General features: G+C 67.9%; 14 protein-coding genes and 2 pseudogenes. 8 read left to right on the top strand and 8 right to left on the bottom strand.

Annotated features, from left to right (window positions below; all coding sequences use genetic code 11):
* Positions 1 to 255: 255 nt before the first annotated feature.
* Complete coding sequence (locus E3T49_RS08500) at positions 256 to 1,110, bottom strand: RDD family protein (protein ID WP_134424506.1); 855 nt, start codon at positions 1,108 to 1,110, stop codon at positions 256 to 258.
* Positions 1,111 to 1,127: 17 nt separating this feature from the next.
* Here E3T49_RS08500 and E3T49_RS08495 point away from each other — a divergent pair, with 17 nt between their 5' ends.
* Entirely contained in the window at positions 1,128 to 2,123 is a 996-nt protein-coding gene (locus E3T49_RS08495) for a stage II sporulation protein M (protein ID WP_134424505.1), read from the top strand.
* Between the two features lie 6 nt (positions 2,124 to 2,129).
* Here the strand turns inward: E3T49_RS08495 and E3T49_RS08490 are convergent, their stop codons facing one another.
* From E3T49_RS08490 to E3T49_RS08470, 5 genes are read right to left on the bottom strand one after another with little or no spacing between them, the layout of a single operon-like run.
* Positions 2,130 to 3,437, bottom strand: coding sequence for a DUF58 domain-containing protein (locus tag E3T49_RS08490; RefSeq protein ID WP_134424504.1), 1,308 nt, complete (start codon positions 3,435 to 3,437; stop codon positions 2,130 to 2,132).
* Positions 3,438 to 4,406, bottom strand: a complete 969-nt coding sequence (locus tag E3T49_RS08485) for an AAA family ATPase (RefSeq protein WP_134424503.1) — start codon at positions 4,404 to 4,406, stop codon at positions 3,438 to 3,440. It lies immediately after the preceding gene.
* Positions 4,403 to 5,638: a DUF4350 domain-containing protein gene (locus E3T49_RS08480; RefSeq protein ID WP_134424502.1), complete on the bottom strand. Its 1,236-nt coding sequence runs from the start codon at positions 5,636 to 5,638 to the stop codon at positions 4,403 to 4,405. Before E3T49_RS08480 ends, E3T49_RS08485 begins: the two co-directional genes overlap by 4 nt.
* Positions 5,635 to 6,315: a DUF4129 domain-containing protein gene (locus E3T49_RS08475; RefSeq protein WP_134424501.1), complete on the bottom strand. Its 681-nt coding sequence runs from the start codon at positions 6,313 to 6,315 to the stop codon at positions 5,635 to 5,637. Before E3T49_RS08475 ends, E3T49_RS08480 begins: the two co-directional genes overlap by 4 nt.
* Positions 6,312 to 7,316: a hypothetical protein gene (locus tag E3T49_RS08470; RefSeq protein WP_134424500.1), complete on the bottom strand. Its 1,005-nt coding sequence runs from the start codon at positions 7,314 to 7,316 to the stop codon at positions 6,312 to 6,314. Before E3T49_RS08470 ends, E3T49_RS08475 begins: the two co-directional genes overlap by 4 nt.
* A 330-nt stretch (positions 7,317 to 7,646) precedes the next feature.
* Here E3T49_RS08470 and mtrA point away from each other — a divergent pair, with 330 nt between their 5' ends.
* The 7 genes and pseudogenes from mtrA to secA all read left to right on the top strand — a co-directional run bounded on the left by mtrA (position 7,647) and on the right by secA (position 16,122).
* Entirely contained in the window at positions 7,647 to 8,327 is a 681-nt protein-coding gene (gene mtrA / locus E3T49_RS08465) for an MtrAB system response regulator MtrA (RefSeq protein ID WP_134424499.1), read from the top strand.
* Between the two features lie 7 nt (positions 8,328 to 8,334).
* A pseudogene (locus E3T49_RS16580) lies at positions 8,335 to 9,351 on the top strand (HAMP domain-containing protein); the annotation flags it as partial.
* A 211-nt stretch (positions 9,352 to 9,562) separates the two neighbouring features.
* Positions 9,563 to 9,964 (top strand): ATP-binding protein, encoded by a 402-nt coding sequence (locus E3T49_RS16575; protein ID WP_241972717.1) that lies wholly within the window; start codon positions 9,563 to 9,565, stop codon positions 9,962 to 9,964.
* 10 nt (positions 9,965 to 9,974) lie between these two features.
* Positions 9,975 to 11,639, top strand: a complete 1,665-nt coding sequence (locus E3T49_RS08455) for an LpqB family beta-propeller domain-containing protein (RefSeq protein ID WP_166785503.1) — start codon at positions 9,975 to 9,977, stop codon at positions 11,637 to 11,639.
* A gap of 87 nt (positions 11,640 to 11,726) precedes the next feature.
* Positions 11,727 to 12,410 carry a ComF family protein gene (locus E3T49_RS08450; RefSeq protein WP_134424497.1) on the top strand — a complete coding sequence of 228 codons (684 nt, stop codon included), beginning with the start codon at positions 11,727 to 11,729 and terminating at the stop codon, positions 12,408 to 12,410.
* A 99-nt stretch (positions 12,411 to 12,509) separates the two neighbouring features.
* Positions 12,510 to 13,214 (top strand): ribosome hibernation-promoting factor, HPF/YfiA family, encoded by a 705-nt coding sequence (gene hpf, locus E3T49_RS08445; protein WP_134424496.1) that lies wholly within the window; start codon positions 12,510 to 12,512, stop codon positions 13,212 to 13,214.
* A 100-nt stretch (positions 13,215 to 13,314) separates the two neighbouring features.
* Complete coding sequence (secA, locus tag E3T49_RS08440) at positions 13,315 to 16,122, top strand: preprotein translocase subunit SecA (RefSeq protein ID WP_134424495.1); 2,808 nt, start codon at positions 13,315 to 13,317, stop codon at positions 16,120 to 16,122.
* 96 nt (positions 16,123 to 16,218) lie between these two features.
* Here the strand turns inward: secA and E3T49_RS08435 are convergent, their stop codons facing one another.
* Positions 16,219 to 17,571 carry an MFS transporter gene (locus E3T49_RS08435; protein WP_134424494.1) on the bottom strand — a complete coding sequence of 451 codons (1,353 nt, stop codon included), beginning with the start codon at positions 17,569 to 17,571 and terminating at the stop codon, positions 16,219 to 16,221.
* Positions 17,572 to 17,679: 108 nt separating this feature from the next.
* Positions 17,680 to 17,802 (bottom strand): annotated as a pseudogene (locus E3T49_RS16830) (LD-carboxypeptidase); the annotation flags it as partial.
* Between the last annotated feature and the right edge of the window lie 301 nt (positions 17,803 to 18,103).

Below are 18,103 nucleotides of genomic sequence, written 5' to 3'. Positions count from 1 at the left end.
GGCCTTCCCCCGTTAACCAGTCGTGACTGTTCCCGTTCCGGTCGAGAGTGCCCAGCAGAACGGCCACTCTCGACCGGAACGGGAACAATCGTGGGCACATTCCGCCCCACACGAGGTGGCTGTTCGCCGTTAACGTACACGGCAGCTCGCGGCGCACCCTGTGGAAACCGGCGCACGCTACACCCTGCGCCCATCACCACACCCTGCGCCACGAGGAGGCCGTGCAGTGGCCTTCTTTCGTCAGGGGCCGGAGGGCTAGCGCTGCGGGAAGTTGTGCGGCAGAGCATGCAAGATGGGCTGCAAGCGGTCCAACCGGTCGCGTTCGAGTTGCAGAGCGGTGGATTCCCGATCGCGTCGCACCGCGGCGACGCCGGCCAGGAAAACCTCTGGGGAAGCCACGGGCTTCGGCGACACGAACGGTGCGGCCTCGTCGGCGAGACTGGCGGCGAGGCGCAACCGAGTCTCCGGGTTCAGTTTTTCGGCCTGCCCCAGGAACTGCGCAATTCTGCGCGAGAGGCGGTCCGGCATCCTCAGAATATCGACCGTCTGGGCCCACGCAGCCAGTTCCGGCGGCAGGACGACCGTGCGGTCAGGCACGCGCGGAACCCGCTCATGCTGGCTATAGGTGCCAGCCAGCAGATCGCCGAGGCGCTTGGATTTTCCGTTCAGGAGTGCTGTGGTGGCGGCGAGGCCGCCGAAGGTCAGATAGATCTCGATGACGCCGAGAAGCGCACGGATGAAGGCGTGGCGCAGTTGAATGGCGCCACCGTCATCGCGCACGATGCGAGCACCGATAGCGAGCTTGCCGAGTGAGCGACCGCCGGTGGCCGCTTCGACGGACATCGGCACAACCAGGAGGCAGACGACCAGGCCGGCGATTCCGAGCGCCCGGCCGAGGGTGTCGTCGATGGCCACTCCCGTGAGTGACCCGACGAGGAAGGCCATGGCCAGGAACAGGAGCAGATACGTGACCCAGTCGATGATCGTTCCTGCGGCACGCAGGATGATGCTGGCCGGGCGCACATCGAGGGCAACGGCCTCGCCGGTGACCAATTCCTGCTCACTCCATGAATATTGGCCGTGATCGGCCACCTTGCCCGGCTGGTCCATGTCTACTATTAGATCAGATGGACCTTGACGCGTATTCAGCGGCGCACCGCGCCGAGTGGGACCGCCTGGCTGAGCTCGGCAAGCAGCGGCGGCTCACCGGCGCGCAGGCAGACGAGTTGATCGAGCGGTACCAGTCCGGGGCGACCCAGCTGTCGGCCCTCAAATCGTCGGCAGGGTCGACCCTCGAGGGGGACCGGCTGTCGGTGGGACTGTCTCGGGCGCGACTCAAGTTCACCGGTGCCGGCGCCAATGTGATCTCCCAGATTCCGCGTTTCTTCATCCTGCAACTACCGGCCGCGCTGTACCGTCTGCGCTGGCTCACCCTGGCAGTGGCGGTGGTGACGATCGCGGTTGCCGCACTCTACGCGGTTTGGATCACGGGTAACCCGGAGGCCCTGGCGGCTATCGGTTCCGACGCCGCGCTCCAGAAGCTGGTGAACGAAGACTTCGTCGACTATTACTCGGAGAATCCGGCTGCGTCCTTCACCGGTTTGGTCTGGACCAACAATGCCTGGATCGCGGCCCAGTGCATCGCCTTCGGCATCCTCGGCGTCTACGTTCCCTACATCGTGTTGCAGAACGCGCAGAACGTGGGAATCACGGCCGCCGTCATGTTCGCCTACGGCAAGGGCGACGTGTTCTTCCTCTACATCCTTCCGCACGGCATGCTCGAATTGACCGCGATCTTCGTGGCCGCCGCCGGGGGACTGCGGATCTTCTGGGCCTGGATCGCACCGGGCGCCCGCACGCGCGCGCAGGCTCTGGCCGAGGATGCCCGGGCGCTGTCGACGGTCGCGATCGGGCTGGTCTTCGTGCTCTTCGTCTCCGGGGTGATCGAAGGGTTCGTCACACCGGCGCCCTGGCCCTGGCCCGTCAAGATCGGAATCGGCGCGGCGGCCCTGCTGGCCTTCCTTGCCTATATGCTCGTGCTCGGCCGGAGGGCCGTGCGAGCCGGTGAAACAGGTGACCTGGCGGAATTCGACGCCGGCAGCACCCGGATTTTTTCGGCCTGAGCCAGGTCAGAGCCGCCCGGCGGCCTTGAGTGCGATGTATCGGTCGGCCAGCGCGGGCGGCAGATCGGCGGGAGACCCCGTGACGACCTCCGCGCCTTGCCGGCGGATGGCCGCGGACACCCGGGCCACGTCGAGCAGGGCGCGCTCCGCGGCCGCTGCCCGGTAGACCTCCTCACGGTTGCCGCGCTCATGAGTCGCCGCCAGCGTCGTGGGGTCGGTGACGGATGCCACGATCACGGTGTGACGCCGAGTCAACTGGGGCAGCACCGGCAGCAGCGCGCTCGACGCTCCGGCCGCGTCGATCGAGGTGATCAGCACGACCAGGGCCTGGCGGCTCGTCACCGCGCGTACCTGCGCGGGAACGGCGGCCCAGTCCGTTTCGATCAACTCCGGTTCGATCAGGGCCATGGTGTCGACCATCCGCGAGAGCAGCTCTGCCCCTTGGGCGCCCTGCACCCGGCCCCGCACCCGACGGTCGTACGCGATGAAGTCGACGTGATCTCCCGCCGTGGAGGCCAGTGCGGCCAACAGTAACGAGGCCTCGAAGGCCGTGTCGAGGCGAGGCTCGTCGTCGACGCGTGCGGCCGAGGTGCGGCCACTGTCGATCAGCACCACCACACGGCGGTCCCGTTCGGGGCGCCAGGTGCGCACCATGACGTCGTTGTGCCGGGCCGTGGCCCGCCAATCGATCGAGCGCACGTCGTCGCCGCGCACGTATTCTCTCAGCGAATCGAACTCGGTGCCCTGGCCGCGCACCATCAGGCTGGTGCGCCCGTCCAGCTCCTTGAGCCTCGTGATCCGTGAGGGCAGGTGCTTGCGCGCGGTGAAGGGCGGCAGCACGCGGATCTGCCCGGGTGCCTGCAGGGTGGCCTGCCGCGCCCACAGCCCGAGCGGCCCGAAGGAGCGCACCGTGACCCGGTCCACGCGCCGTTCGCCGCGCCGGGTGGGTGTCAGCTGCAGCGACACCAGTCGCCGTTCCCCGGGCGGCAAGGCCAGCCTCGTGCGGTTGTTGCCGGCACCGGCCGACGGCTGCCAGGCATCCCGGACGACCATGTTCAGGCGCCGGGTGCCGGTGTTCGTCAGGTACAGGTCGCTCGTCACGCTCTCGCCGAGGCGCACCCGGGTCGGCAGGCTGCGCGTGAGTGCGACCCGCCGTGGCGAGCCGGCCAGCGAGAGATCCAGGATGCCGAGGGCCAGCGCGGCCAGCACCCACAGTCCCAACACGGCGGTTGCCATTGCCGGGGTGCGCCCGAGCAGCACGATCGGCACGACACCGAGCGCGAGGAGGGCAACGAACCGTCCGGTGAGCGTCACTTAGATCGGCACCTGCACCTGGGCGAGCACTGCCCGCAGGATCGCGTCTACGGAGACGCCTTCGAGTTCGGCTTCCGGTCGAAGCTGCACGCGGTGCCGCCAGACCGGCAGCACCATCGCCTGGACGTGGTCGGGGGTGATCGAGTCGTACCCGCTCAACCAGGCCCAGGCCTTGGCCGCGGCGAGCAGCGCGGTCGTGCCGCGCGGGCTCACCCCGAGCTTGACCGACGGACTGCTCCGCGTGGCCCGGGCCAGGTCGACGATGTACGCGAGAACGTCGGGGCTGGATCCCACGGCTGCCACAGCCGCCTGTGCCGCCAGCAGTTCATCGGCTCCGAGCACGGCCGTGACGCCTGCGCCCGCGAGATCGCGCGGGTTGAATCCTTCGGCGTGGCGCCGCAGGACCTCGAATTCGGCGTCGCGTTCGGGCACGTCGAGCACGAGCTTGAGCAGGAACCGGTCGAGCTGCGCCTCCGGCAGCGTGTACGTGCCCTCGTATTCGATCGGGTTCATGGTCGCGGCGACGATGAACGGGTCCGGCAGGGGGAGCGACAGCCCGTCGACGCTGACCTGGCGTTCCTCCATGGCCTCGAGCAGGGCGGACTGCGTTTTCGGCGGGGTGCGGTTGATCTCGTCGGCCAGCAGGATGTTCGTGAAGACGGGGCCCTTGCGGAACTCGAAGTCGCCCACCCTGGCGTCGTAGACGAGGGAACCGGTCACGTCGCCGGGCATCAGGTCCGGGGTGAACTGCACCCGCTTCGTCTCCAGGCTGAGCGCGTGGCTCAGGGAACGCACCAGGAGCGTCTTGGCGACGCCCGGCACTCCCTCGAGCAGCACGTGGCCGCGGGCGAGCAGCGCGATGATCAGCCCGGTCACGGCGCCATCCTGTCCGACGACGGCTTTGCCGACCTCGGTGCGCACCTGGGCGAGGGATGCGCGCAGGGTATCGACAGCGGTGTGAGTGCTCATGAGTCCATTCTTTCGGGTGGCAGGGGCGTGGTCGCGCGGGCCGTGGCCCGCTCGAGTTCCAGGATGCGGTCGGACAGGGCGACCAGTTCGGCGTCGGTCGCCGGAATGGCGTCCACGAGCACCAGCCGCACCTCCCCGGAGGGCCGGTCGGTCACGGAGGCGACCAGCACGATCACCTCGTCCAGGGTGGCCAGGCGGGACAGCCCGACCTGACCGGCCAGGCGCTGCACGGCCCCGACACGAAGCGCGTCGAGGGCGCGCAGGCGGGCGTTGCTGCGAGCGTAGAGCCGGGCGCGACCCTCCATCGTCTCGCTGGCGCGCACGGTGACCGGCAGATTCTCGGCCACGAGCGGACCGAAGCGACGTCCGCGCCAGACCGCCGCGGCCACCGTCACCAGAACCAGCAGCACCAGGGTGGGGGTCACCCAGCCGGGAGTGAGCTCGCCGAGGGACGGCGACCCCGTCCCCGGCACGTCGGCGATCGTCGGCAGATACCAGATGAGCTCGTCGCCGGCCCCGAGCAGGTTGAGCGCGAGGGCGGCGTTGCCGGCCTCGATGATCCGTTCGTTGTTGAACAGGGTCCCGTCGGCGAGCAGGGTGAGGGTGCGGTCGGACGCGGCCGTCTGGATCAGGGCGTAAGCGTTGTCTCCCGAGGGGAAGCATCCGGTCAGTCCGTCGGCCTCCGCCGGAATGGTGAGGGTCGGCCCGCCGGGCGAGACCGTGTCGGCCTTGACCGCGGCCGGGAGCGTGCAGCGGGCGGGCGAGGCCGTGGCCTGGGACACCCCACCGAAGCCGGCGGCGGGGGCGAGCGTCTGCAGGGTCAGGAAATCCGGGGACGCGACGATCGTGCGCGGGGCGAGCCTCGCCATCGCGGTGAGCTGGTCAGCGCTGAGGAGCCCGTCGGGGTCGAAGAAGAAGACGGTGGGATCGCCGGCGGCGGATGTCAGGGTGCGTGCCTCGTCGAGGCTGTCGGCGGCCGTGACAATGACGCCCTGTTGACGGAGCACCTCGACCAGCGCCCGCGCTCCGACCGGCGTCGCGCTGTCCGCGGCGAGGGGCTCGCCGTCCGCGCCGCCGACGGCGAGCACGGTGCTGACCACGGCCACGAGCAGGGCCCCGGCACCGGCCACAAGCCAGAACCGTGCTCGACGTCCCGCGGCGCGCAGGGTGGGTGTGGTGGCTACGGCGTTCTCTGCCGGGGGCTCGGATGGTGCCTGTTTGAGGAGACTCATGGCTGTCGCGTCGGTGTCGGGTCTTCGCGGTGGATCGGCCGGGCGGAGCGGAGATCGCTCTCCAACGCTGCCAGGGCCAGGAACCGCTGCTCGGTTCCCTCGATTCCCAGGTAGCGCACGCCGTCGAACAACTCGGCGGCCTCGGCCAGGCGCACCCGCTCGCCGGGGAAGGACTCGGCAGCCCGGGCGGCGAAGGAGTGCGCTGTCGTGCCCGGTGTCACCATCAGGATCGTGCGCTCGGACATGCCCCGCGCCAGGGCGCGGAACATCTCGGCGCTGGCCAGGCTCCAGTCCCGGTGGGAGGCCGCGGCGAGGGCAGCGCGTCGCAGGTCAGTGGCGGTCCGCCGGTCGTCCACCCCGAAGAGGTCGGTCGCGAGTCGGCTGCGCCGGTTCAGCCGGGGCAGGCCGAAGATGAGAATGGCGGCACCGATCAGCAACACGACAACGACGGTCACCAGGAGGGGAACCCAGGGGGCCAACCCGTCAGCGGATGGTGCAGTCAGAGAGGCGAACCAATCGAGCACGGCGGTGGACAACCGGTCGAACCAGGTCGGCCGGGCTGCCGCGTAGGGAGGCTTGGCCAGCTCCGCCCGCAGCCAGTCCCGGGCCTCGGGCGCATCGGGTTCGACCGGTATCGCTCCCCGGATCGCCGCGTGAATCTGCCACCCGCCGATCATGCCCGGGCAGTCTCCGGAGCGGCTGTCGGCTTCGGCCGGTAGGGGTCCTCACCGCTGCCGGGCGCGGATTCGACGAACCGCGCCAGCTCGAGGTCGAGGCCTTCCTTACGCATCCGCAGGTCGATGTAGATGAGTGCGGTGACGGATGACTGCACCACGGCGGCGACGGCGCCCAGCACCAGGCCGAGCAGGATTGTCAGCACGTACAGGAGGATGGACGGAAGATACGCCTCGAAGGACCCGTTCGGGTCGATGAGGGTGGTCGCGACGCCGAAGAGAAGCGACAGGGGCGTCGTGACGATCTGCGAGACGATGTTCACGACCAGCGCCACCAGGAACTGGGCGCCGAGCGTGCGCCAGAAATAGCCCTGCGTCAGCGACCAGGACCGGGCCACGGCGGCACGGAGGCCGAGCCGCTCGAGCACGATCACACTCGGCACGAGCGACGTTTTCGTCAGCAGCCACGCACCGAGCACAATGAGTGCGAGTGAACCGAGGATGCCGGTGAGCACCGCGAAGGCGACTCCCGCTCCGCCCAGGGAGACCAAAAGAACGACGAGCCCGACCACCAGTGCGAGGGCGGCGAGCATTGCGGCGCTCAGGAGAATGGTCCAGAGCAGCAGCGGCCACAGGCGGGGCAGGACCGCACGCCAGAGGGCACTGAGGCGCATCTTCTCGCCCAGCGTCGCGCGGGCCACCTCGATCACGATGATGCCCTGCAGCATGGCGGAGGCAAGAACCGCCAGCGCCACCGGAACGAGCGCGGAGAGCACGATGCTCAGGGTCGCGCCGGCTTCAAGGGCGGCGCGGTCCTCCAACGGTGCGTTGTCCACACGTCCGAGCGCGAAGTAGGTGACCAGACCGACCACCACGACGGTGACCAGGGCGACGACGCCCTGAACGATCAGAGCGCTGCCGAAGGTCGCCTTCGGGTTGCGGCGCAGCACCTGGAACGGAGCCCAGAGAAGGGTCCCGAAGCCGAGCGGGCGCAGTGGGATCAATCCCGGTCGCGGCGGGGGAGTCCAGGCAGGCGGAGCACCCCAGGCAGGGGGCTGGCCGATGGCGTACGGTGCGGGCGTGCCCGCCGGGGGCGCGAAAACGGGAGGAACGAAAGGCGCGGAAGGCGGGTTTTGCCCGTCTCCCGCCGGATTGCCGCGTGAGTCATCGGTCGGGGAGTGCCAGTTCTGCGGGTCCGTCACGAGTTCTATGCTGGCATACCTCGGAGAGTAATGAGCGCGTTGAGCGTTCAGGCGGTGTCGTCGACTACTCTTAGGCCAGTGATTGCATGACTCACCGGGGTATTTTTGGGTGACTGAGTGGAAAACGGTTTGATGAACGCACGCATTCTTGTCGTCGATGATGACACCGCGCTGGCTGAGATGATCGGCATCGTCCTGCACGCCGAGGGGTTCGAGCCGGTCTTCTGCGCCGACGGTGCCCTGGCGCTGGAGGCCTTCCGCGCCGTCAAGCCGGACCTCGTCCTGCTCGACCTGATGCTTCCCGGCCTCGACGGCATCGAGGTGTGCAGCCTGATCCGCGCGGAGTCCGGAACGCCCATCATCATGCTGACGGCGAGAACCGACACCACGGATGTCGTCAAGGGCCTCGAATCGGGCGCCGACGACTACATGGTCAAGCCGTTCAACCCCAAGGAGCTGGTCGCGCGCATCCGCACCCGTCTGCGCCCGGTTCCGACGGAGACGCCCGCCAGCCTGCAGATCGGGGACCTGGTCGTGGATGCCGCTGGGCACGAGGTGCGGCGGGGCACGCGGCAGATCAATCTCACCCCGCTCGAATTCGATCTGCTGCTGGCGCTCGCGTCCAAGCCTCAGCAGGTCTTCACCCGGGAGATGCTGCTGGAGCAGGTCTGGGGCTACCACTACAAGGCGGACACCCGCCTCGTCAACGTGCACGTCCAGCGTCTGCGCGCCAAGGTCGAAGACGACCCGGACAACCCTCGCATCGTGATGACGGTGCGCGGGGTCGGCTATCGGGCCGGCGCGGCCGGCTAGGTTTCAGATGGTCGGCCGCACCGGGTTCAACCGCAGCATCTGGCGGGAGTGGCGTTCCTGGCCTGCCAGAGTCGCCGGTCTGTGGCGATCCTCGCTGCAGTTCCGGACCGTGACGATCACGGTCGCGCTTTCCGGAGTCGCCATCATGGTGGTCGGGGTGTACGTGTCCGTCAGCGTGGGCAACGACCTCTTCCAATCCCGGCTGAACCAGGTCCTCGTCGAATCGAACCGGGCCACGACCGCAGCCCAGGGCATCTTCGACGCCTCGGACGCCGCCGACCGGGTGGACGTGCAGACCCTGGTGGGCTCGGCCCGCACCCTGATCACCGCGGCATCCTCGTCCCAACTGATCGCCATCTTCCGGGCGCCCGGTCAGGACGCCTCCACCGTGGCACCCCAGGATTCCTCGTCGTTCGGCGCTTCGACCGGCGTGATCACCACCGATCTGCGCGTGCAGGTACAGGAGAATCCGGGCGAGCAGTTCTGGCAGTCGGTGACTCTGACCACGGATGACGGCGGCCAGATCCCCGGGATCGTCGTCGGGTCGCAGCTCACCGTCCCGGTCGCCGGTGACTATGAGCTCTACATCGGCTACAGCCTGGCCGACGCCGAGTCGACCCTCGGTTTCGTGCAGCGCACCCTCGGTATCGCCGGCCTGGTGCTGATCCTGCTGATCGGGGCGGTGACCTGGATCGTGGTGCGCTTCGTGGTCACGCCGATCCGGGTCGCGGCCGCCACCAGCCAGCGACTCGCCTCCGGTGACCTCGGCGTGCGCATCCCGGAGAAGGGCGAGGACGTCATCGCGACGCTGGCCCGGTCCTTCAACGGCATGGCGGACAGCCTGCAGAGTCAGATCAAGGAGCTCGCGGACCTGTCCGAGGTGCAGCAACGGTTCGTGTCCGATGTGTCGCACGAGCTCCGCACCCCCCTGACGACGATCCGGCTGGCCGGCGACGTGCTCTTCGACAACCGGTCCACCTTCCCGCCGGCGGTGGGGCGCACGGCCGAGCTCCTGCACGCGCAGGTCGAGCGGTTCGAGCTTCTGCTCAGCGATCTGCTCGAGATCAGCAAATACGATGCCGGTTCGGTGCAGCTGGAGACCGAACCGACCAATCTCGTGCACCTGGCCGAGGATGCCATCGACGGTCTGCGCTCGCTGGGGGATTCGAAGGGAACGGTGTTGACCCTCGTGGCTCCGGGTGGGCACCTCGACGCAGACGTCGANCCGCCGCATCATGCACAACCTGATCGGCAATGCCATCGAGCACGGGGAGGGAAAGCCGATCATCGTGTCCGTCGACAGCAACGAAAGTGCGGTGGCCCTGTCGGTCCGCGACTACGGGCTCGGCATGAGCCAGGCCGAAATGGCCCACGTTTTCGACCGGTTCTGGCGGGCCGACCCGTCGCGCAAGCGCACCATCGGCGGCACCGGCCTCGGACTCTCCATCTCGCTCGAGGACGCATCCGTGCACGGCGGCTGGCTGCAGGTCTGGTCGCACCCGGGCGAGGGCTCCTGTTTCCGGCTGACCCTGCCGCGCAGCGCACGCGGAACGCTGACGAGCTCGCCCAGCCCGCTGCCGCCGGCAGACGCGGCCGGCGGAACGGGTCGCGCCGAGACGGGGGGACACTATGCGTAGAAGCGCGCGTATGTTCGCGGGGCTGGTCGCGCTCGCAGTGGCACTGACCGGATGCTCCGGAATCCCGCGTGACGGGGGAGTGCGGGAAGGACAGTCGGTGCAGCCCGGCACCACCCCGGCACCCGTCTTCCTTCCGTCCAGGCCCCAGAAGGACGCCACGCCCGAGGCGATCCTGCGCGGCTTCATCGACGCCGCGACGAGCCCCGACAATGACTACGCGATCGCCCGGGAATTCTTGTCTCCGAGCTTCAGCAACACCTGGGAGCCGGATGTCGGGGTGACGGTCGACGACGCCACCGGGCGCAGCATCGTGGCCGTCGGTGAAGAGCAGATGCAGTTCTCGGTGAACCCGGTCGCGGAAGTGGATGCCCGCGGCGAGTACCGGGAGGTCGAGTCGCCCACCGCGGTCGCTTTGCGCTACCAGTTCGTGAAGGTCGGCGGTCAGTGGCGTATCGGCGCGGCCCCCAACGGAACCGTCATCGACCGCAATATCTTCCAGGACGTCTTCACCTCCCAGGCGCTGTACTTCTTCGACCCGGGATACAGCTATCTCGTGCCCGACCTGCGCTGGTATCCGCGCGGCGGTGCCACCCTGACCAAGATCGTCAACGGTCTGCTCGGTGGGCCGAGTCCCTGGCTCGGCGGGGCTGTCGTGACGGCCTTCCCCGAGGGCACCAAGCTCACCGCGGATGCCGTGCAGGTGATCGCTCGAGACGCCAAGGTCGATCTCAACAGCGAGGCCTTGAACGCCGACCGGGTCACCCTGCAGCGGATGAAGGCCCAGCTGTCCACCAGTCTCCCGGCCGGCCTGTCCTCGACCGTCACCATCAATCGCAATCAGCAGGACATCAGCGAGCTCACGGCGAACGCCCCGGCCGTGAACCCCCGCGTCGATGCCCGGGCGCTCGTGCTGCGGGAGGGCGAGTTCGGCTTCCTGGCGGCGAGCGGTTCGTCGATCACTCCGATCGCCGGCTTGTCCGGTTCGGTCTCCGAATTGAACCCGTTCTCGGCCACGCTCTCACCCGGCCAGACGGCGGCCGCCGTGCTGGCCGAAGCCGGTGTCTACGGTGTGCGCGTCGGCGACGACCCGGTGCTGCTCGATCCCCGGCAGGGTCTGATCGGGCCTTCCATCGACAACTACGGCTTCGTCTGGTCGATCCCCGCCGACCGCCCGGGGGAACTGTTCGTATACGGCCCGAACGGCGATGCGACCGCCGTGCCCACCCCCTGGCCGGAAGCATCAGCGATTCGCTCCCTGCGCGTGTCCCGAGACGGCACCCGTCTCATCGCGCTGCTCCAGTCCGGCGCCGACACCCGGTTCGTCGTCGCCGCGATCGCCCGGGACAAGACCACTCCGGTTGCCCTGGGCGACGCGGTGCTGCTGAGTCAGACCGCAGGCGTCGCGGTGGACGCGGCCTGGATCGATGAGCTCACCGTGGCCTCGCTGACCCTGCTGCCCACGGGCGAGGAACGGATCGTGGCCCTGCAACTGGGAGGTCTCAGCACGCGCCTCGAGTCCGCTCCGGACAGTGTCACCATTGTGGGCAGCAACAACCTCCGGGACCTGCGCGCCCTCTCCTCAACGGGCGGCCTTCTGGTGCAGCGTGGAGCCGGCTGGCAGGAACGCCTCTCCGGAGTCGCGCTACTGGCCACGCAGCAGGGCATCGGCGGCTAGCTCCTCCACTGTCCCCTCGGGTGTTGGTTCTGCACCGGATGCGTGCCCGGTTCCACTCCCGGCCGATCTACGCCCGATGCTGGCTGGATGCGCACTCCTGACGCTCTCTCACGGGCCGCACTCGACGCTTGGGCGGTGGTGATGCCCACCGAGTGCAGCGGCTGCGGTGCGCCCGACCGCGCCCTGTGCGAGGCATGCCTGGCCGCGCTCAGGCCCCGGTTGCACAGCTCCGAGCGATCGGGGGTCCAGGTGTTGTCGGCCCTGGACTACTCGGGCGTGGCCAGGCGGGTTCTGGGGGCGTTCAAAGACGGTGGTCGAACGGATGCCGCCGGCGCGCTCGCCGGACCGCTGCGCAGCGTCGTGGCCGCGGCGCTCGCCCGGGCGGAGCCGGGGGGCCCGGGCATCCACCTGGTGACGGTTCCATCCTCCCGGAGGGCCTGGCGCATCCGTGGGTACCACCCGGTCGACCTGCTGCTCAGGCGAGCGGGGCTCCGTGCGACTCGGGTACTCCGGACGGTTGCTGAGACGCAGGACCAGGTGGGCCTGGGGCTCGAAGACCGGAGTCGGAACCGTGCCGGCTCCCTGACGGCTCTGCGTCGACTCGACGGTTTCCGAGCCCTGGTCGTCGACGACATCCTGACGACCGGCGCCACCGTGCTCGAGGCGCGACGCGCCGTGCTGCATGCGGGCGGCGAAGTCGTCGGCGTTGCCACAGTGGCGGAAACACGGCGTCGTTTCCCGGCCGCCCAGAGTTCATCGGAAACTCATTGACAAAAGGCTGTGACTTATCCGGCCCGCACGGCTACGGTGGTCCTAAAGGCGCGTAATAATCGCCCGGATACGGGCGGTTCGCCAGATCTGGAGGTCGTCATGGAAACTAACATCGTTGGACGAAACCTAGGGATCACTGATCGTTTCCGGGAGTACGCCACCGAGAAAGCCGAGAAGGTCGCCGGTCTCGCCGACAAGGCGCTGGCTCTCGAGATCAAGCTCAGTCGTCACCGCGAGAAGAACGGTGCCACGGGCAACGACCGGGTCGAATTGACCCTGGTCGGCAAGGGTCCGATCGTGCGGGCTGAAGCCGACGGATCCGACAAGTACGCGGCGTTCGACGTCGCCCTGGGACGCCTACTGGAGCGTGTGCGCCGAGCCAAGGACCGTCAGAAGCTGCACCGCGGCGGTGCCCACCGTCCGATTTCGCTGCATGACGCGGCATCCGTTGACTTCAGCGTGGTGGATATCACGCCGGCCGACGCCGAGGTGCTCGAGCGGGTGCGCACGGGTGCGATCCCCGTCGTGAGGTCGGAAACGCCTGCGGCCGAAGAGCCGGAGGATGTGTACAACCCCGTCGTCATCCGTCGCAAGGTGTTCGCGGCGGCCCCGATGACCGTCGACGATGCGCTCTACTTCATGGAGCTCGTCGGCCACGACTTCTACCTGTTCCAGGACGCCGAGACGAAGCGCCCGAGCGTCGTCTACCGGCGCAAGGGCTGGGACTACGGTGTGATCGAACTGGACGAGAACGCCGTTGAGCCCGGGGAGGCCGCGCAGTCCGCTCGCGAGCGCAGCAACTGACCATCTAGCCTTGTTATAGTTGCCGCATGCCGGACGCTGTGAGCGTGCGGCAACGACGACAGGCGTGTGCACACGCCGTGACGACTAGTGGAGTGCATTCGTGGCCTCAATTCTGGAAAAAGTTCTTCGTGTTGGTGAAGGGCGCCTGCTGCGCCGTCTCGAGCAGTATGCGAAGGCCACCAATGCGCTGGAGGACGACTTCAGCCACCTCACCGATGAGGAACTGAAGAACGAGACCGTGTTGCTGCGTGAGCGCTACTCGGGCGGTGAGTCGCTGGACGACTTGCTGCCCGAGGCGTTCGCCGCCGTGCGCGAGGCCTCGACCCGCACGCTGGGTCTGCGCCACTTCGACGTGCAGCTCATGGGCGGGGCGGCCCTGCACCTCGGCAACATCTCCGAGATGAAGACCGGCGAGGGCAAGACCCTCGTGGCGACGACCGCGGCGTACCTGAATGCGATCACCAGCCGTGGCGTTCATATCATCACGGTCAACGACTACCTGGCCAGCTACCAGAGTGAGCTGATGGGGCGCGTGTTCCGTGCCCTCGGCATGACCACCGGCTGCATCCTGTCCGGCCAGACGCCGGCCCAGCGCCACGAGCAGTACCTGGCCGACATCACCTACGGCACCAACAACGAGTTCGGGTTCGACTACCTGCGCGACAACATGGCCTGGCAGGCCTCTGACATGGTGCAGCGCGGGCACTACTTCGCCATCGTCGACGAGGTCGACTCGATCCTGATCGACGAGGCGCGTACACCGCTGATCATCTCGGGTCCGGCATCCGGTGAAGCCAACCGGTGGTTCACCGAATTCGCCAGTCTGTCGACCAAGCTCATTCCGGATGTCGACTTCGAGGTCGACGAGAAGAAGCGCACCGTGGGTGTGCTCGAACCCGGCATCGAAAAGGTCGAGGACTACCTCGGCATCGACAACCTGTATGAGTCCGTGAACACCCCGCTGATCTCCTTCCTGAACAATGCGATCAAGGCCAACGCCCTGTTCAAGAAAGACAAGGACTACGTCGTCATGAACGGCGAGGTCATGATCGTCGACGAGCACACCGGTCGCATCCTGATGGGCCGCCGCTACAACGAGGGCATCCACCAGGCGATCGAGGCGAAAGAGGGCGTCGCCGTCAAGGCGGAGAACCAGACGCTCGCGACCGTCACCCTGCAGAACTACTTCCGGCTCTACTCGAAGCTGTCGGGCATGACGGGTACGGCCGAGACCGAAGCCGCCGAGTTCATGAGCACCTACAAGCTCGGCGTGGTTTCCATCCCCACGAACAAGCCCATGAAGCGCCTCGACCAGTCCGACCTCATCTACAAGAACGAAGAGGCCAAGTTCGGCCAGGTCGTCGAGGACATCGTCGACCGGCACGAGAAGGGCCAGCCGGTCCTGGTCGGCACGACAAGTGTGGAGAAGAGCGAGTACCTGTCGCGCCTGCTCGCGAAGAAGGGTGTGCGGCACGAGGTGCTCAACGCCAAGAACCACGCGAGGGAAGCCGCCATCGTCGCGCAAGCCGGGCGTCTGGGGTCGGTGACCGTCGCCACCAACATGGCCGGTCGAGGCACCGACGTGATGCTCGGCGGCAACGCCGAATTCCTCGCTGTGGCGCAGATGAACGCCAAGGGCCTGAGCCCCGTCGAAACGCCGGACGAATACGAAGCCGCCTGGGACGACGTGTTCAACGCCGTCAAGGAAGAGGTCGCCGTGGAAGCAGCGAAGGTCGTCGACGCCGGCGGGCTCTACGTGCTGGGCACCGAACGGCACGAGTCCCGCCGGATCGACAACCAGCTGCGCGGACGCAGCGGGCGACAGGGTGACCCTGGCGAGAGCCGCTTCTACCTGTCCCTGACCGACGACCTGATGCGTCTCTTCAACGCCGGAGCTGCCGAGAGCCTGATGGGCCGCCAGGGCATCCCCGACGATATGGCCATCGAGTCCAAGGTCGTCAGCCGGGCGATTCGCAGCGCCCAGGCGCAGGTCGAGGGCCGTAACGCCGAGATCCGCAAGAACGTGCTCAAGTATGACGATGTGCTGAACCGCCAGCGCGAAGCGATCTACGGCGACCGCCGCCACATCCTGGAGGGCGACGACCTGCACGAACGCACGCAGCGCTTTCTCGAAGACGTCATCGATGAGGTCCTCGAGGTGCACACGGGCGAGGGCAACGGCGACGACTGGGACTTCGATGCCCTGTGGACCGAGCTCAAGACCATGTACCCGGTGGGGCTGACCATCGACGAGGTCGTTGCCGAGGCCGGCAACCGCGGCAAGATCAACCGCGACTTCATGCGCCGCGAGATCGTCTCGGATGCCAAGCTCGCCTACAAGAATCGTGAAGACTCTCTGGGCACCCCGGCGATGCGCGAGCTCGAACGCCGAGTGGTGCTGTCGGTCATCGACCGCCGTTGGCGTGAACACCTCTATGAGATGGACTACCTGAAGGATGGCATCGGCCTGCGCGCGATGGCCCAGCGCGACCCCCTGGTGGAATACCAGCGCGAGGGTTTCGTCATGTTCCAGCAGATGATGGGTCAGATCCGCGAGGAGACCGTCGGATTCCTGTTCAACCTCGAGGTCGAGGTCAGTCAGGCACCCGGCGCCGTTGACGGCCCCGTTGTCGCGGCCAAGGGCCTCGCGCCGTCTGCGACCGCGGAGGAGAAGCTCAGCTACACCGCTCCAAGCGATTCGGGCGGAGTCGAGGTGCGCAACCAGCGCGGCCAGATCCAGCAGGCCGCCACGGACCGCGCCCGCCGCTCCACCGCCGCTCCGGTAACGGAAGCGGAGGCGGAGGCGGCAGCCGGGCCGCCCCAGCGCGGCGCGTTCGGCCAGCGTAACGATGCGTCGAAGCCCGCTCCGGCGAACCGCTCGGAGCGACGCGCCCAGGGCAAGAAGTAACCTGTAGACCGCAAACGGACGCCCTCTTCCTCGGAAGAGGGCGTCCGTTCCTGCATTGGTGGCCCCGTGCTCGCCACAACGGTGGAGGCAGCCGGCTCAGTCCTCCAGCGCCTCGCCCCGCTTCTCGGGGAGCCCCAGTGCGCCGAGGGCCGCGACCACGAAGAACAGTGCGAAGACCGTGAACAGTAGAGGGGTCCCGCCCGTCTCGCGCAACACGGGTACGGACAGTGGGGCCACGATTGCGGCGATCCGTCCGACGCCGGCTGCCCAGCCGGCCCCGGTGGCACGGATGCGCGTGGGATACAGCTCCGGGGTCACCGCGTACAGCGCTCCCCACGCACCGAGATTGAAGAAGGAGAGCAGCATTCCCGCACCGATCACCTGGGTGGCATCGCCCGCGGCTCCAAAGAGCGCCGCCGAGACTGCCGAGCCGGCGAGGAACACGGCCAGGGTCCTGCGCCGGCCCCACCGCTCGATGAGGAATGCCGAAGCGGCGTAGCCCGGCAGCTGTGCGACGGTGATGATCAGCGTGTACGCGAAGGAGCGGATGAGTGAGTATCCGGACGCGACCAGAATGGTCGGAAGCCAGATGAAGGCGCCGTAGTACGAGAAGTTCACACAGAACCAGACCAGCCACAGAGCCCCGGTTCGGCGGCGCAGGCCGCGTGACCAGAGTGAGGCGACGCCGGTCCGGGAACCGGACAGGGCCTCGCGTGGAGTTGTTGTCGCGGGTGGTTCAGGATTCTCGGGTCCAGAGGTGATCCCGGCGGACTTTTCGAAGCGTCGGACGGTCGTCTCCGCTTCGAGGAGGCGGCCACGCGACTCGAGGAAGCGAACCGATTCCGGCAGCCGGAGGCGCACGACCACCGCGTAGACGGCCGGAGCCGCACCGACGGCCAGCGCCCAGCGCCATCCGTCAGCCGAAGACGGAACGACCAGGAACCCGATGACGGCGGACAGGGTCCAGCCGATCGCCCAGAACGATTCGAGGATGACGATGACGCGGCCCCGAATGCGAGGCGGCGCGAACTCGCTCACGAGCGTCGAGGCGACGGGAAGCTCTCCGCCGAGCCCGAGCCCCACGACGAATCGCCACGCAATGAGGACGGCTACGGTCTCGGACAAGGCCGACGCTCCTGTCGCCAGACCGTAGACAAGGAGGGTGAGCGCGAAGACTTGGCGTCGGCCGATGCGGTCGGCTAACAAACCGCCGAGAACCGCCCCAATGGCCATGCCGATGAATCCGGCGGATGCGATCCAGGACAGTTCCATATCGGTGGCAGACCATTGCACCGCCAGTTGTGCAAGGACGAAGGAGATGAGTCCAACGTCCATCGCATCCAGTGCCCAGCCCACGCCGGAGCCCACGAGCACACTGCGGTGCTCCCGGGTGAACGGGAGCGCGTCCAGGCGCTCGGATCGACTGGCAGGTGCCCGAACGTCGGCCATCAGATTTCCAATTCAGCGTTGGCGGCACGGCGGTGAGTTGAGTGATGCGTCACCGGTTATTCGAACCCTATTACACGCCGTGCTCTCGCATCCCACGCCAAGGGCCTGTCAGCTGTAGTCAGCGGTGACTGTCCGTGCGCGACCGTCGAGGTGAATTCGTCCGCCGTGCGGCAGGATCCACTGTGGGCGGGTGTGGCCGAAGGGCACGCCGACACAGACCACTGCCTCCGGGGTGGCAGTCGGTTTGCCATCGCCATCTGGTCGACGACTTCAATGCAACCGCCCCAGGTGCGACCGTCGACCTCGCGTTCCGGCTGACAACCAATCGAGGCCGAAGTCCTCCAACTCTCCGGGCTCCACAACGTGGCCGCCATCGGGCATGTCCCCTTGCTCGTCTCCACCCACCCGTGGCTCGCTTCGTTGCGGATGCGCTAACGCTGGCGTAGCGCGGGGCCCGCGTCGGCGACCCGACGTTCCAGGCTCTCCAGCAGCAGTTCCAAGCCGTAGTCGAACTCGTCCGCGAACGCGTAAC

The sequence above is a fragment of the Cryobacterium cryoconiti genome (assembly GCF_004403065.1).
GTDB classification, from domain to species: Bacteria; Actinomycetota; Actinomycetes; order Actinomycetales; family Microbacteriaceae; genus Cryobacterium; species Cryobacterium cryoconiti.
The sequence above is the reverse complement of the archived record's forward strand: the minus strand, read 5'-3'. Positions and strand labels throughout refer to the sequence as shown.

Coding starts and splice junctions, on each gene's coding strand:
- E3T49_RS08500 (WP_134424506.1), bottom strand. CDS start 1,110: ATGGACCAGCCGGGCAAGGTGGCCGATCACGGCCAATATTCATGGAGT.
- E3T49_RS08495 (WP_134424505.1), top strand. CDS start 1,128: ATGGACCTTGACGCGTATTCAGCGGCGCACCGCGCCGAGTGGGACCGC.
- E3T49_RS08485 (WP_134424503.1), bottom strand. CDS start 4,406: ATGAGCACTCACACCGCTGTCGATACCCTGCGCGCATCCCTCGCCCAG.
- E3T49_RS08480 (WP_134424502.1), bottom strand. CDS start 5,638: ATGAGTCTCCTCAAACAGGCACCATCCGAGCCCCCGGCAGAGAACGCC.
- E3T49_RS08475 (WP_134424501.1), bottom strand. CDS start 6,315: ATGATCGGCGGGTGGCAGATTCACGCGGCGATCCGGGGAGCGATACCG.
- mtrA (WP_134424499.1), top strand. CDS start 7,647: ATGAACGCACGCATTCTTGTCGTCGATGATGACACCGCGCTGGCTGAG.
- E3T49_RS16575 (WP_241972717.1), top strand. CDS start 9,563: ATGCACAACCTGATCGGCAATGCCATCGAGCACGGGGAGGGAAAGCCG.
- E3T49_RS08455 (WP_166785503.1), top strand. CDS start 9,975: ATGTTCGCGGGGCTGGTCGCGCTCGCAGTGGCACTGACCGGATGCTCC.
- E3T49_RS08450 (WP_134424497.1), top strand. CDS start 11,727: ATGCGCACTCCTGACGCTCTCTCACGGGCCGCACTCGACGCTTGGGCG.
- hpf (WP_134424496.1), top strand. CDS start 12,510: ATGGAAACTAACATCGTTGGACGAAACCTAGGGATCACTGATCGTTTC.
- E3T49_RS08435 (WP_134424494.1), bottom strand. CDS start 17,571: ATGGCCGACGTTCGGGCACCTGCCAGTCGATCCGAGCGCCTGGACGCG.